13 protein-coding genes are annotated in these 14,406 nt (G+C 70.6%); 5 read left to right on the forward strand and 8 right to left on the reverse strand.

The window, feature by feature from the left end; genetic code table 11:
- The 4 genes from NNI01S_RS34080 to rimP all read right to left on the reverse strand — a co-directional run.
- The coding region (locus NNI01S_RS34080; protein WP_174554517.1) for a translation initiation factor IF-2 N-terminal domain-containing protein at positions 1-901 on the reverse strand (901 nt) is incomplete at its 3' end.
- A 108-nt stretch (positions 902-1,009) separates the two neighbouring features.
- Positions 1,010-1,342, reverse strand: coding sequence for a YlxR family protein (locus NNI01S_RS34085; protein ID WP_084489439.1), 333 nt, complete (start codon positions 1,340-1,342; stop codon positions 1,010-1,012).
- Between the two features lie 122 nt (positions 1,343-1,464).
- Entirely contained in the window at positions 1,465-2,496 is a 1,032-nt protein-coding gene (gene nusA / locus NNI01S_RS31150; RefSeq protein WP_063024822.1) for a transcription termination factor NusA, read from the reverse strand.
- Entirely contained in the window at positions 2,493-3,158 is a 666-nt protein-coding gene (rimP, locus tag NNI01S_RS31155; protein WP_063024824.1) for a ribosome maturation factor RimP, read from the reverse strand. Before rimP ends, nusA begins: the two co-directional genes overlap by 4 nt.
- 161 nt (positions 3,159-3,319) lie before the next feature.
- Here rimP and NNI01S_RS31160 point away from each other — a divergent pair, with 161 nt between their 5' ends.
- Entirely contained in the window at positions 3,320-3,892 is a 573-nt protein-coding gene (locus NNI01S_RS31160) for a hypothetical protein (protein ID WP_357811393.1), read from the forward strand.
- On the forward strand, positions 3,889-4,323 hold the full coding sequence (locus NNI01S_RS31165; RefSeq protein WP_063024826.1) for a ferritin-like domain-containing protein: 435 nt from the start codon (positions 3,889-3,891) through the stop codon (positions 4,321-4,323). The genes NNI01S_RS31160 and NNI01S_RS31165 overlap by 4 nt, the downstream gene beginning before the upstream one ends.
- Positions 4,324-4,420: 97 nt before the next feature.
- On the opposite strand, the gene NNI01S_RS31170 is transcribed toward NNI01S_RS31165, so the two are convergent.
- Both NNI01S_RS31170 and NNI01S_RS31175 read right to left on the reverse strand, forming a co-directional pair.
- Positions 4,421-6,172: an acyl-CoA dehydrogenase family protein gene (locus NNI01S_RS31170; protein ID WP_063024828.1), complete on the reverse strand. Its 1,752-nt coding sequence runs from the start codon at positions 6,170-6,172 to the stop codon at positions 4,421-4,423.
- A gap of 183 nt (positions 6,173-6,355) precedes the next feature.
- A complete protein-coding gene (locus tag NNI01S_RS31175) occupies positions 6,356-8,113 on the reverse strand; it encodes a proline--tRNA ligase (RefSeq protein WP_063024830.1) in 1,758 nt (585 codons plus the stop codon).
- A gap of 58 nt (positions 8,114-8,171) precedes the next feature.
- Between NNI01S_RS31175 and yaaA the strand changes: the two genes are divergently transcribed.
- The 3 genes from yaaA to NNI01S_RS31190 all read left to right on the forward strand — a co-directional run bounded on the left by yaaA (position 8,172) and on the right by NNI01S_RS31190 (position 11,376).
- On the forward strand, positions 8,172-8,915 hold the full coding sequence (gene yaaA / locus NNI01S_RS31180) for a peroxide stress protein YaaA (RefSeq protein WP_063024832.1): 744 nt from the start codon (positions 8,172-8,174) through the stop codon (positions 8,913-8,915).
- A gap of 414 nt (positions 8,916-9,329) precedes the next feature.
- Positions 9,330-10,820, forward strand: a complete 1,491-nt coding sequence (locus NNI01S_RS31185; RefSeq protein WP_063024834.1) for a CoA-acylating methylmalonate-semialdehyde dehydrogenase — start codon at positions 9,330-9,332, stop codon at positions 10,818-10,820.
- A gap of 142 nt (positions 10,821-10,962) precedes the next feature.
- The gene (locus tag NNI01S_RS31190; RefSeq protein WP_063024836.1) at positions 10,963-11,376 is read left to right on the forward strand and encodes a PPOX class F420-dependent oxidoreductase; all 414 of its coding nucleotides are present in this window, start codon (positions 10,963-10,965) and stop codon (positions 11,374-11,376) included.
- A 34-nt stretch (positions 11,377-11,410) separates the two neighbouring features.
- On the opposite strand, the gene NNI01S_RS31195 is transcribed toward NNI01S_RS31190, so the two are convergent.
- On the reverse strand, positions 11,411-12,877 hold the full coding sequence (locus tag NNI01S_RS31195) for an MFS transporter (protein WP_063024838.1): 1,467 nt from the start codon (positions 12,875-12,877) through the stop codon (positions 11,411-11,413).
- Positions 12,878-13,098: 221 nt separating this feature from the next.
- Complete coding sequence (gene cobA, locus NNI01S_RS31200; RefSeq protein ID WP_063024840.1) at positions 13,099-14,373, reverse strand: uroporphyrinogen-III C-methyltransferase; 1,275 nt, start codon at positions 14,371-14,373, stop codon at positions 13,099-13,101.
- Positions 14,374-14,406 lie beyond the last annotated feature (33 nt).

The raw sequence follows: 14,406 nt of genomic DNA on the forward strand, positions 1-14,406 counted from the left end.
CGCCGGGGCCTCCGGCGCCGCCGGGACGCGCCGCACGCGAGGGCATCGCGCCCGGGTTCGGACGGGGCGGCATCGAGCCGGGGCTCGGCCGGGGACCGCCGGGACGGGGACCGCCCTGGCCGGGCGTCGGCCGGGGGCCACCCTGGGCCGGACCGGGTCGGGGACCGCCCTGAGCCGGACCGGGACGCGGACCGCCCTGAGCCGGACCGGGACGCGGACCGCCTTGCGGGCCGGGACGCGGACCGCCCTGGCCGGGGGCCGGACGCGGCGCGGGACGCTCGGGAGCCGAGGAGTAGGGGTTGTTACCGACGCGCGGGGTCTTCGGTCCCGGGCGCGGGCCGGAACCCGTACCACCCGGGCGCTGGCCACCGGGAGCGGGGGCGCCGGGACGCTGCTGCTGGCCCGGACGCGGGCCACCCGGCGTCGGCCGCGGACCGGCGGGCGCGGGTGCGGAACTCGCGGTCGGGCCCGAAGCCGCGGCGGCCTGCGGGGTGATCGATTCCCGGGCGGCAGCGGGCTTGGGCGCCGGGGCCGGTCCCGGACGCGCGGCGGGACCCGGCTTCACGGCCGGGGATTCGCCGGTGCGCGCCGCGGGAGCGACGGTTTCCTGCGCGGTGGGCGCCGGAGTGGGCGCCGGAGGACGGGGACCGGGACGCGGGCCACCGCCCGCGGGCTTGGGGGCCGGACGGCCGGACGGTCCGGGGCGTGCACCCGGCTTGTTGCCGTTGGACGGGGCGGATTTCGCCGCGAACGACTCACGCAGCCGGCGCGCGACGGGAGCTTCCACCGTCGAGGACGCCGACTTCACGAACTCGCCCTGCTCCTTGAGCGTTGCGAGTAGTTCCTTGCTCGTGACACCGAGTTCTTTTGCCAACTCGTGCACGCGGGCCTTGCCTGCCACTGCTCTCCTCACTGAGAGGTCGAGCAGTTCCACCGTTCTGGGGACGGCGGCCCGCACGACCTCGGGTTATCTCCGATGGACGTTCATCGTTGGTACTTCACGGTGTGCTCATGAGTGCTCGTGCCTGTTCTCGAGGTAATGCTCCAGGGCTGAGATATCCAGATGTCCGGACACTCGTAGTGCTCTGCCGATCGCTCGGCGCCGCTCTGCAGCGAGCAGACAAGCCGAAAGGGGGTGCAGCCAGGCACCCCGTCCGGGAAGTCTGCGCCGCGGATCGGGAACGATCTCGAGGACGTGGGAGCCGTCTCCGGTCTCACGGTCCCGAGCCACGATCCGCAACAGATCGACGGCCAGTTCGCGCTTCCGGCACCCGATACACGTCCGCACGGGAGCCGCTCGGCGCTGCTGCGCCGGGTGCTGCTCGGTCGTGCGGTCGGGCATTGGAACCGAAGGCTCGGACTGAACCTTGGACCACTCTACCGCTGCCACGCTCGGAACGCCGAACCCCTCCCCCGCGGAAGTTACGAACCTGTCATCCCGAGCACTCCGCGGGCGGGCTCCGGTCAACTCCGATGCGCCTCCGTCCGCACGGATCCGCCCAGGTCGCCGGGAGCGGCGTCGCTGCGGATATCGATGCGCCAGCCGGTCAACCGCGCAGCCAGGCGGGCGTTCTGCCCCTCCTTGCCGATGGCCAGGGAGAGCTGGAAATCGGGCACCACGACGCGGGCCGCTCTGGCCTCGGCGTCGACGATGGTGACGGATACCACTTTCGACGGCGAGAGCGCGTTGCCGACGAACGCCGCCGGATCCTCGGCGTAGTCGATGATGTCGATCTTCTCGCCGGCCAGTTCGCTCATCACGTTGCGCACGCGCTGCCCCATGGGGCCGATACAGGCGCCCTTGGCGTTCACGCCGGGCACGGTGGTGCGCACGGCGATCTTGGATCGGTGCCCCGCCTCCCTGGCCACGGCGACGATCTCCACCGAGCCGTCGGCGATCTCCGGCACCTCCAGCGCGAACAGGCGCCGCACCAGGTTCGGGTGGGTGCGCGAGAGGGTGATCTGCGGCCCGCGCGGACCCCGGGAGACGCCGACGACGTAACACTTGATCCGGTCGCCGTGTTCGTATGTCTCACCCGGCACCTGCTCGGCGGGCGGGATCAGCCCCTCCGTACCGTGCAATTCGCTGCCGATGCGCACCACGACGGTGCCGCGAGCGTTGGCGCGCGCGTCGCGCTGCACTACGCCGCCTACGATGTCGCCCTCGTGGGTGGAGAACTCGCCGAAGGACTTCTCGTTCTCCGCGTCGCGCAGCCGCTGCAGCACGACCTGCCTTGCGGTGGTCGCCGCGATCCGGCCGAATCCCTCCGGGGTGTCGTCCCATTCGGAGATCACGTTGCCGTCGGCGTCCAGCTCGCGCGCCATCACCCGGACCACGCCGGTCTTCTGGTTGATGTCGATACGCGCGGTGGGCTGGTGGCCCTCGGTGTGGCGGTACGCGGTGAGCAGCGCCGACTCGATCGCGGAGATCACGGTCTCGATCGAGATCCCCTTGTCGGCGACGATCGCGCGCAGGGCTTCGATTTCGATGTTCATTCCACGATCCCTTCGATCGGCGAATCGGACGCTGTTACGGATTCGGATGGTGCATTCGGTGTTCCTCGAGGCGGCGCGGGGTCGTCGACCGCCACCGCGTCTTCCTGGCCCGGGGCGGGCCGCCCCGGAACGACTCCGCCGGCGAGTTCCAGTTCCCGCGCACCGGGTGGCGAGAACTCGACTTGGACGACGGCCGTGGCGATGTCGGCCAGCGGAACGGTCACCCGGTGCGGGTCGCGTTTACCGCCGAGCACGAGCGCCACCGAATCACCGGTGAGCGCGCCGACCCGGGCCTCGAAGGTCGTCGATCGCTCCGGCGGCTGCGCGCCTTCGCGCAGCGTGACGCGCACCTTGCGGCCCTGCGCCCGCCGCCAGTGGCGGTCGGCGGTCAGCGGGCGATCGATCCCGGGTGTCGTCACTTCCAGCAGGTAGGGCGTCTCGCCGAACTCGCCCGCGTCGTCCAGCAGCGCCGACAGCTCGGTGCTCAGACCGGCGAGCGCGTCCAGATCGGAGGTGTCGCGATCCACGGTCACCTGCACCCGAGCCTGCGCGTCCACGCGCGTGCCCGCCGTCGAGATTTCGACGCCCTCGAGGTCGAATCCTCGGCGTTCGACGAGACCAGCTACGAGCTGGCTCACCCTTTCCTCGGTCGGCATCGGCATGTGGGGCGGCTCCTGGTTCAGTTGTGACGCGGTGGGAAAATTCTCTACCGAAGGTCTAGCGTAACGCGCCACGAGAGTGTAAAGGACCAGTGGTCGAGGACTGCGCATGCCACGACCGACGCTGGTCCGGTGGCGCCGCGCGGATCTGGCACGATGGTGCCGTGCCCATCCGCCTTCCCGCCCCGCCGCGTGCCGGGCGCTTCACCGGCATGCCCTCCGCCCTCGACCGTCGCAGCGCGCTCCGTCTCGCGGGCGGCGGAACGGTCGGCATGTTCGCCTTCGGCGCCCTGGCGGGCTGCACCGGCGACGACGTGGTCTACGAACCGGATCCGCTTGCCGCGCAAGAGGTCGCGGCCCGCGCCGACGCCGCGGCGGCCACCGCCGCCATCGCCGTCGCCCCCGACCGGCACGCCGCGCTGACGGCGATCGCGACCGAGCGCACCGCGCACGCCGACGCCTTGCGCACCGAGATCGACCGCGTGATCGGCGTTTACGCCGACGGCACCAAACCCGTGCACCGCACCCGCGCGAACGCGTCGGGCCCGTCGGCCGCGGCGTCCGGCAGCGCCGTGCCGCCCACCACGCCGCCGACCGTCGACACGTTGCGTACGCAACTGGCCGCCTCGCAGAAATCCGCGGCCGAACTCGCGCGCGCCCTGTCCGGATACCGGGCCGGTCTGCTCGCCTCGATCAGCGCGGCCTGCGCGGTGCAGGCAGGGGTGTTGCTGACATGACCGAGGACGAACGCGAGGCGCTCGTCGCCGCGCTGAACGCCGAATACGGCGCGGTGTACGCCTACGGGGTGATCGCCGCTTACGCCTCGCCGGAGCGCGCGAGACTGGTCGCCGAGCACACCGCAGCCCATCGGGCCCGGCGCGACACCACCGTGGACGCCCTCGCCTTGAGCGGCGCGACGGCGCCGCCGTCCGACGCGGCCTATATCGTGCCGTTCGCCGTGACCGATCCCATCTCGGCCGCCCGGCTGGCGGTGGCGGTGGAGTCCGACACCGCCGTCGCCTGGCGATCGGTGGTCGAGCGGGGTGCGTCCATGGCCATCCGGCGCAGCGGTGTCGACGCGCTCACCGATGCCGCCGTCCGGCTGGCCACCTGGCAGTCGATCCTCGGCGCGAACCCGCCCACCGTCGCGTTCCCGGGCAAGGCCTGACCCGGCGACCGCTCGATGCGATGGCCCGCAGCGCCGCAGGAGTATCCGAGCCGACGGCGGTCCGGCATTCGCGCGGCCGCCGCCGGCTCGACGAGACCTACGGCCGCATCTCGTAGGCGCCGTCGTAGGACGCCACCTCGGCCCACACCCGGTCGAAGCGCGGACGATCCGCGACCGGTGGCCGCAGCGCGGACGCGGCCCAGCCCTGCTGGTCGGGGGTAGCCGACGGCTTGCCGTAGAGGGCGGTGGCGTAGGCGTTGAAATCGCGGATCTGGAAGTCGAAGATCTGGTCGATCAGGTCCCGATCCAGGCCGGTGATCGCGGCCTGCTCCAGGATCAGCTGGCCGTAGACCACCAGGGAGAACAGGTGGCCGATGGTCAGCATGAAGTCCAGATCCTTCTGCTGCGCGGCGTCCGGCGCCGCCGTGGTCAGCAGCGTGCGCAGCGCCTGCGCCTGCTGGTAGAACCGGCCCACGTTGGGGATGTCGGCGTGCTTGTCGTAGACCGGGGTCCAGTCGGCGAAGCGGACTTTGCCCGCCCCGCGCGCCGGGCCCTGGCGCCAGAAGAACTCGTCGTCGGCCGCGTCCTGCCGGGTCCCGATCTCCGGGTACTGCTGCGGGTCGAACAGGTAGTTCGGCATGAACTTCAGGATCTGCCCGACGTTCACGTGCACCGTGCCCTCCAGCCGGGGCAGCGTGCTGATCAGCCGTTGCACCTCGGCGAAGTAGGTGTTCTTCTCGAATCCCTTGGCAGCCAGCACATCCAGCAGCAACGTCATGACGGTCTCGCCCTCGGAGGTGACCTTGGACTTCGTCATCGGGTTGAACAGCAGGTACCGGCGGTCCTCCAGGCTCGCGCTGCGGAAGTAGTCGATCGCGCGGTCGCTGAACAGTTTCATCGCGACGATGCGCGCGTAGGCGTCGACGAAATTCGCCCGCACGTGCGGGAAATCGGTGACCGGATTGCCGTAGAGAACACGGTTGTTCGCGTGGGTGATCGCCTCGTAGAAGGAGTGCTCGACCATGCCGATGCCGCCGTGGCAGAGGTTGAACTTGCCCACGTTCACGGTGTTCAGCGCCGCCGAGAAGGCCTCGGGCCCGGCGTGCAGGATGTCCTCGGCGCGCACCGGGTAGTTCTCCAGCCGGAAGGTGCTCACGTACATCTGCTGGTGCACGACGTTGCCGAGCAGACGGTAGTTCTCGTGGCGCGAGTCGGCGGCGAACCAGACATAGGCGTCGGCGCCCTCGAGGTCGGCGCGCCGGGAGAACACCGACACCATGCTGGCGACGTTGCCGTTGCCGATGTAGTACTTCTCGCCGTTGGCGCGGAAGAGGATTCCCGCCTCGGCGTCCGCGCTACCCGGCTCGGTCGGGGTCAGCACCAGGTCGGTGTTGTAGATGTCGGCGCCGTGGGTCTGCTCGGACAGACCGAACGCCATCACCTCGCCGTCGGCCAGATCGGCGGCCGCGCGCTTCTTGGCCGCCTCGTTGTCGCTCTGCCAGATCGGGCCGAGCCCGAGGATGGTCACCTGCTCGGCGTACCAGTACGCCAGACCGTAGAAGCCGAAGATCTCCGACAGCGCGGCATTGCGCGCGGCGTCCCAGCGGCGGTCCGGATCACCGTCGGCGTACGCGGCGGGCGTCAGGAAGGTGGCGAACAGCTTCTCCTTCTTCACGAAGTCCAGGAAGTCGGCCGTCCACACCGCGTTCGCGTCGTCGGCGAGCAGACGCTGCTTGCCCCGGCCCTCGAACCACTCGATCGTGGCGCGCAACAGGCGCCGCGTCTCGGCGTCGAACTGCTGCGGGTCATAGGTGGCCGGGTTGAACAACCGCGCGTCGGTGTTTGTCATGCCGGTTAACTTACCAGCGGGTAACAGCAGCGTGGACGAGGTCGGTGGATCTGCGACCTGCGAATTCAGGTTACGGTGGCGTAGGTAGCCGGGTCCGCCCGGCGGGGCGGCGCCACCGGCGGGCTCGGCGTGAACAGCGAACGGCCCCCGGCGGGATCATGCCGGGGGCCGTTCGACATCGGGTCAGCCGCGGACTTTGGCCACGACCGTTTCCACCGCGGACGCGGCGGGGAGTTCCTCGGTCTCGCCGGTGAAGCGGTCGCGCAGTTCGACCTTGCCCTCGGCCCAGCCGCGGCCGATCACCAGCACCAACGGCATGCCGAGCAGCTCGGCGTCCTTGAACTTCACCCCCGGCGAGGCGGTGCGGTCGTCGAACAGCACGTCCAGGCCCTGGGCGTGCAGGCCGGACACCACTTCTTCGGCGCCCGCGCGGGCCGCGTCGTCCTTGTTCGCGATGACGACGTGCACGTCGTACGGCGCGACCGCGGCGGGCCAGCGCAGGCCCTTGTCGTCGTGCTGCTGCTCGGCGATGACCGCGACCATGCGCGAGACGCCGATGCCGTAGGAGCCCATGGTCAGCCGCACCGGCTTGCCGTTCTCGCCGAGCACGTCGACCTCGAACGCGTCGGTGTACTTGTTGCCGAGCTGGAAGATGTGGCCGATCTCGATGCCGCGCGCCGCCACCAGCGTGCCCCGTCCGTCGGGCGAGGGGTCGCCGTCGCGGACCTCGGCGGCCTCGATGGTCCCGTCCGGAGTGAAGTCGCGGCCCGCGACCAGCCCGACGACGTGCTTGCCCGGTTCGTCGGCGCCGGTGATCCAGCTGGTGCCGGTGCCGACGCGGGGATCGACCAGGTAGCGAACACCGTTGGCCTGCAGCGCCTTCGGGCCGATGTACCCCTTGACCAGGAACGGGTTCTCGGCGAAGTCCGCTTCGGTGAGCAATTCCACCTCGGCCGGTTCGACCGAGGCGCCGAGGCGCTTGTCGTCGACCTCGCGGTCGCCGGGGACGCCGATGCCGACGATCTCGCTCTTCCCGTCCGGGTGGCGCAGTTTGACCATGACGTTCTTCAAGGTGTCGGCCGCGGTGACCGGGCGGCCGTAGCGCTCGCCGATACCGGCGCCGTTGGCCCAGTCCACCAGCGTCGCGATGGTGGGGGTGTCCGGGGTGTCGTGCACCACGGCCTCGGGCTGCCCTTCGATCGGCAGCGGTTCGGGCGCGGGCGTGACCACCGCCTCCACATTGGCCGCGTAGCCGGATTCCGGGCAGCGCACGTAGGTGTCCTCACCGACCGGGCTGTCGGCCAGGAACTCCTCCGACGCGCTGCCGCCCATCGCGCCCGAGGTGGCGGCCACGATGACGTACTTGACCCGCAGCCGGTCGAAGATGCGCTGGTATGCCTGGCGGTGCGCGTGATAGCTGGCCTTGAGGCCGTCCTCGTCCAGGTCGAAGGAGTAGGAGTCCTTCATGACGAACTCTCGCCCGCGCAGAATGCCCGCGCGGGGGCGCTCCTCGTCGCGGTACTTGGTCTGGATCTGGTACAGCGTGACCGGCAGGTCCTTGTAGGAGCTGTACTCGCCCTTCACGGTGAGCGCGAAGAGCTCCTCGTGGGTGGGGCCGAGCAGGTAGTCCCCGCCCTTGCGGTCGCGCAGCCGGAACAGGCCGTCGCCGTACTCGGTCCACCGGTTGGTGGTCTCGTACGGTTCGCGCGGCAACAGCGCGGGTAGCGAGATCTCCTGGGCGCCGATCGCGTCCATCTCCGCACGCACCACGTCCTCGACCTTGCGCAGCACGCGCAAGCCCAGCGGCAGCCACGAGTAGACACCCGGGGCGACGCGGCGCACGTAGCCGGCACGGACCAAGAGTTTGTGGCTGGGCACCTCCGCGTCGGCGGGATCGTCGCGGAGTGTTCGCAGGAACAGGCGGGAGAGGCGGGTGATCACGGAAGCACAGGGTAGTCGCTGGCCGGACGCCGGTCCCAGCGCATTACCGTATTCGTTCGTGCTGGTGCTGCTGCCTCCTTCCGAAACCAAGTCCGATGGCGGCGCTGGGGCGCCGCTCGCGCTGGACTCCTTGTCGATGCCGCAGCTCACGGCCGTGCGCACCCGGCTGATCGAGGAAGTGGTGCGGTTGGCGGCCGACCCGGAAGGCTCCCGCGCCGCGCTGGGTCTCGGCAAGGGGGCCGACGGCGAGATCGCGCGCAACGCCGCGCTGCGCACCTCGCCGACCCGTCCCGCGCTGGAGCGCTATACCGGCGTCCTCTACGACGCGCTCGACGCGCGCTCGTTCACCAAGGCGCAGCGCGCCAAGGCGTACGCCCGGCTCGGCATCGGCTCCGCCCTGTTCGGCGCGGTCCGCGCCGATGACCCGATTCCCGCCTACCGCCTGTCCGGCGGCTCGAAATTACCCGGGCTACCGACCCTGTCGGCGGTGTGGCGCGACGAGCTGGCCACCGCGCTGCTCACCGAGGCGGGCGGCGAACTCGTCGTCGACCTGCGTTCGGGCACCTATCAGCAGCTCGGGCGGGTGCCCGGCGCGATCACCGCCAACGTGCTCACCGAGCATCCGGACGGGTCACGCACGGTGGTGAGCCATTTCAACAAGCACCACAAGGGCTTGCTGGCGCGTGCCCTCGTGCTCACCAGAGCGGAACCGGCCGACGTGCGGGGCGTCGCGCGGGTGGCGGCCAAGGCCGGGTTGCGAGCCGAGATCGCCTCGCCCACCGAGCTTCTGATCATCACCTGAGTCGGTCCGGCCGGTCACCGGAGAGCGCGGCGAGTTCGGCATCGAGGTCGGCGCGTACGGGCGATGACCGACAGCATGATCCGAACCCACCGCGCCGGATCGCTCCCCGAGAGCTCGATCCAGCGAGCCGGCACGCGTTCCTCCACCGTCATGGCGCGAGTCTCACGGATCCGTGGGCGAGCGGCGAGGCGGTGGCGACCGGAATCACCTTCGGCCCGCCGTCGGATCACGGATCGACAGCGTGCTGTGCAGGAAGGTGCGGGGTTCGCCGACGGAACGTGATGCGCCGGAGATTTCGTCCGAATCGCCGGCGCATGGTGAAGGGTGTATGCCGGACAGTGGTAGTCGAGCCGCGTTCTCGCCCCGGCCGCGAGCGGCGGCACCGCCGATGCTCACCGATCGAATCGAGGAGACATGCAGACCATCGCGCACTGGCTCGACGGCAAGGACTTCGCCGGCACCGGCGAGACGACCGCACCGGTGACCAACCCGGCGACCGGCGCGGTGACCGGTCGGGTCGCGCTGGCGAACGCCGCCGACACCCGCGCGGCGATCGATTCCGCCGCGAAGGCCTTCCCGGCGTGGCGGGACACCTCGCTGACCCGGCGCACCCAGATCCTGTTCCGCTTCCGTGAGCTGCTGAACGAGCGCAAAGAGGAGCTGGCCCGGCTGATCACCGCCGAACACGGCAAGGTGCTCGCGGACGCGACCGGGGAGGTGAGCCGCGGCCTGGAAGTCGTCGAGTTCGCCTGCGGCATTCCACATCTGCTGCAGGGCGGCTATACCGAGAACGCCTCCACCAAGGTCGACATCTTCTCCATCCGCCAGCCGCTCGGCCCGGTCGCCGTCATCTCGCCGTTCAACTTCCCCGCGATGGTGCCGATGTGGTTCTTCCCGCTCGCCATCGCCGCGGGCAACACGGTGGTGCTCAAACCGAGCGAGAAGGACCCGTCCCCGTCACTGTGGCTGGCGCGGCTGTGGGCCGAAGCCGAACTGCCCGCGGGCGTCTTCACCGTGGTGCAGGGCGACAAGGTCGCGGTCGACGAGCTGCTGGACAACCCGGGCGTCAAGGCCGTCTCGTTCGTCGGCTCGACGCCGATCGCCCGGTACGTCTACCAGCGCGGCACCGGCGCGGGCAAGCGGGTGCAGGCGCTCGGCGGCGCGAAGAACCACATGGTGGTGCTCCCGGACGCGGACCTGGACCTGGCCGCCGACGCCGCGGTGAACGCCGGATTCGGCTCGGCGGGCGAGCGGTGCATGGCGATCAGCGTGGTGGTCGCGGTGGGCGGGGCGGCCGACGAGCTGGTCGGCAAGATCGCCGAACGGGCCGCGACCATCGAGACCGGTGACGGAACTCGCGGTGCGGACATGGGTCCGCTGGTCACCCGGGCGCACCGCGACCGAGTCGCGGACTACATCGCGGCGGGTGAATCCGCCGGAGCCACTGTGGTTCTCGACGGCCGGGGCGTCGAAGCGGACGGTGCGGCCGACGGCTTCTGGCTCGGGCCGACGATTCTGGACCAGGTCAGCACCGACATGAGCGTCTACACCGATGAGATCTTCGGACCCGTGCTGTCGGTGGTGCGCGTCGACACCTACGACGACGCGCTGGCGCTGATCAACGCCAATCCGTACGGCAACGGCACTGCCCTGTTCACCAACGACGGCGGCGCCGCTCGCCGCTTCCACAACGAGGTCGAGGTCGGCATGGTCGGCATCAACGTGCCGATCCCGGTGCCGATGTCCTATTACAGCTTCGGCGGCTGGAAGAACTCGCTGTTCGGCGACGCGCACGCGCACGGCGCCGACGGTGTGCGGTTCTTCACCCGCACCAAGGCGGTCACCACGCGGTGGCTCGATCCCAGCCACGGCGGACTGAACCTCGGCTTCCCGCGGAACAAGTAGGCCCCGGCGAAGTGATGCGAGGGCGATCCTCGACCAAGCGGTCACGGTGGCCGACCGGCACACCGTCTGACCGGCGGCCTTCGGCGCACGCGGGCGCCACGCCGACGGGAATGCCTTGCCGTGGCCGCTTGTTCGCCCGAAGGTGACCGATACCGCAGAGCTTTCCGCTGACCTGAAGAAGTATCTCGACGAGGAGAAGGTGTTCGCCACCGCGGCCACGATCGGCCCCAACGGGCAGCCGCACCTGACCGTGATCTGGTTGAAGCGCGACGGCAACGACCTGCTCTTCTCCACCACGACCGATCGCCAGCAGGGCAAGAACCTGGCGCGTGACCCGCGCATCACCGTGCTGATCAACCCGCCGGACAACCCCTACGTCTACGCGGAGATCCGGGGCAGCGCGACCCTCACGCCCGACCCGGACAAGACCCTGCCCGACGAACTGTCGGCGAAGTACACCGGACAGAAGTACGTGGACTTCAACCCCGCCTCGGTCAACGACGGCCCGCGCATCATCGTGCGCGTCACACCCCGCCGCGTGGCGGGCCGCTTCTGACGGCGCCGCCCACGGGGGCGGTCACCACGCCGGATCAAACAGCGCTTTGCTGCGCTTCTTCCTGAGCGTGCTGGGCCATGGCCAGTTGTTGCGGGGTGAAGCGCAGCGTGAGGGCGACCAATCCGGCCGCGAACGCGATGAGGGCGCAGACGAACAACACCAGGGTGTAGCCGTCGCCCAGCGCGGCGATCTCCGCCGACGTCATCCCGGCCACCTTCTCGGTGCGGCCGCCGAGCGACAGGGTGCGGGAGGCGGCGATCGGGGTGAGCAGACCGATGGCCACCGGCGTGGCCAGGTTCATGAACATCTGCCCGACCGCGGCCAGCGGGCCGATATTGGCCGGTGGCACACCGACCAGCACACACAGCGGTGCGAGCACCATGGCGATGCCGACGCCCAAACCGATCACCACGAGCAGTGGCAGCAGTGTCGCGAAGTACAGCACTTCGCCGTCGAGGGTCGAACCGAACAGCAGTCCCACGCCGAGCACCACCGAAGCGCCCGCGAGCAGCCAGCGCGGCGCGACGTACAGCGCGGCCTTGGAGGCCACCGCGCCGCCGATGCCGATGCCGACGGTGAACGGAATCGCCGCGACACCCGCCTTGAGCGGACCGTATCCGATGACGTTCTGCATGAACTGGGCGACGAAGAAGGTCATCGCGCCCAGCACGCCACCGGCCAGGAAGATCAGCAGGAAGGTGGCGACGCGGTCGCGGCTGTCGAACAGCGACCACGGCAACAGCGGGTCGTCCACCCGCCGTTCCAGCGCCACGAAGACGATCAGCAGCACCACGCCCGCGATCAGCGAGCCGATGATCGCCGGGTGGCCCCAGCCGAGCTCGGGGCCCTCGGTGGCGCCGAACACGATCGACGCGCAGGCGATGGTGCCGAGCACCGCGCCGGGAATGTCGAGAGCCGAACGGTGGTGTTCGGTGTCGGCGAGCTTGTAGGCCGCGCCGAGGATGATCAGCGCGCCGATCGGGACGTTGATCAGAAAGATCCACCGCCACGACAGCTGGGTCAGCGCGCCGCCGACCACGAGCCCGCCGACGGAGCCGATGCCGACCATCGAGCCGACGATCGCGATTGCCTGGTTGCGCGCCTTACCCGGCGCGAAGGTCGTCGCCACCAGCGCGAACGCGGTGGGTGCCGCGACCGCCGCGCCCGCGCCCTGGAAGGCCCGCGCCGCGAGCAGCATGGCCTGGTTCTGCGCGAGCCCGCACAACAGCGAGGCCAGCGTGAACACCGCGACGCCGACGACAAGCATGCGCTTGCGGCCGAAGGCGTCGCCGAGCCGGCCGCCGAGCAGCATCAGGCCCGCGAAGGTGAGCCCGTACGAGGTCACCGTCCACGCGCTGCCCGCGCTGGACAACCCCATCTCCTCTTGCAGTCGCGGCAGCGCGAAGATCACGACCGTGCCGTCGAGCACGACCATGAGCTGCAATCCGCTCAGCACTAGGATCGCGAGCCCGAAGGCCCGCTGCGTCACTGGATACTGCATCGTCGCAGCGGGGTTCCGAAGCACAGTGAGTCACTGTAATTGATGCCGCTGCCGTATTTGTCCGCCCACCGACCCGGACGGCCCCACGACGGGCAGCGGTCCCGGCGATCCCGCCGGTCATCGACGACGCGGATCACGGACTGGTCCGGCTCGATGCGATGAGGCACAGTCCCTGCTTCCCTGTATCGAGCCGCACTCCGGTACGGCGTGGGCGGCGAACGCTAGCCCGCCGCGGAGTCGGCGCGCGGGACGCTCGCGTCCGCGGAGAATCCGGCGGTCGGGCCGATCACCACGATGGCGGGCGGGCGGATGCCTTCGGCCCGCACCCGGGCGGCCACGGTGCCGAGATCGGCGCGCAGCACACGCTGGGTGCGCAGCGTGCCTTCCTGGATGACGGTGGCGGGTGTGCCCGCCGGGCGACCGCCCTCCAGCAGCGCGGTGGCGAACTGCTCGATCCGCTCCACCGCCATCATCAACACCAGGGTGCCGCGAAGGCGGGCCAGCGCGGGCCAGTCCACCAGCGAATCCGGATGGTCCGGCGCGACGTGCCCGCTCACCACCACGAATTCGTGGGTGACGCCGCGGTGGGTCACCGGGATGCCTGCGGCCGCGGGCACCGAGATCGGGCTGGTGACGCCGGGCACCACCGTGACCGGAACCCCGGCGGCCACACAGGCCTCGAGTTCCTCGTAGCCGCGTCCGAACACGTACGGGTCACCGCCCTTGAGCCGCACCACGAACTTGCCCGCCTTTGCGCCGTCGATCAGCGCGTTGTTGATCGCTTCCTGCGCCATCGCCCGCCCGTAGGGGATCTTGGCGGCGTCGACCACCTCGACCTCCGGCCCGAGTTCGGCGAGCAGCTCCGGCGGCGCGAGCCGGTCGGCGACCACCAGATCCGCCCTGGCCAGCAGCCGCCGCCCGCGCACGGTGATCAGGTCGGGGTCGCCCGGCCCGCCGCCGACCAGGGCGACGCCGGGCGCGATCGGCGTCGAGTCGTCGCTCACCACACCGGATTGCAGGGCCTCCAGCAATGCGTTGCGCACGGCCGCCGAACGCCGGTGCTGCCCGCTCGCCAGCACGCCGAGCGTCAGCCCGTCGTAGCGCGCGGTGGCCGGGGTGACCGCGGTGCCCAGCCGAGCGGTGTCGGCTCGCACGCAGAAGATCCGCCGCCGGGTCGCCTCGGCGACCACCGCCGCGTTGGTCTCGGGCTCGTCGGTGCACGCGATCGCGTACCACGCGCCGTCGAGGTCACCGTCGGCGTAGTCGCGCAGCGTGACGGTGATCTGCCCGGAGGTCGCCATCCCCTCGACCGCGGGCGTGACGGCGCGGCTGACCACGTGGACGTCCGCGCCGGAGGCGATCAGCAGTCCCAGTCGGCGCTGCGCCACCGACCCACCGCCGACCACGACGACACGCCGTCCGTGCAGATCGAGCCCGACCAGGTAGTTCGGGTCGCCGGTGGGCTGGTCTTGCGTTGCGTCTGACGTGTTCGGCACAAGTTTCGAGCCTACGGCGTGACCGTCCGGCAC

Origin of the sequence: Nocardia niwae NBRC 108934 = DSM 45340 (assembly GCF_001613465.1) — a bacterium.
GTDB classification, from domain to species: Bacteria; Actinomycetota; Actinomycetes; order Mycobacteriales; family Mycobacteriaceae; genus Nocardia; species Nocardia niwae.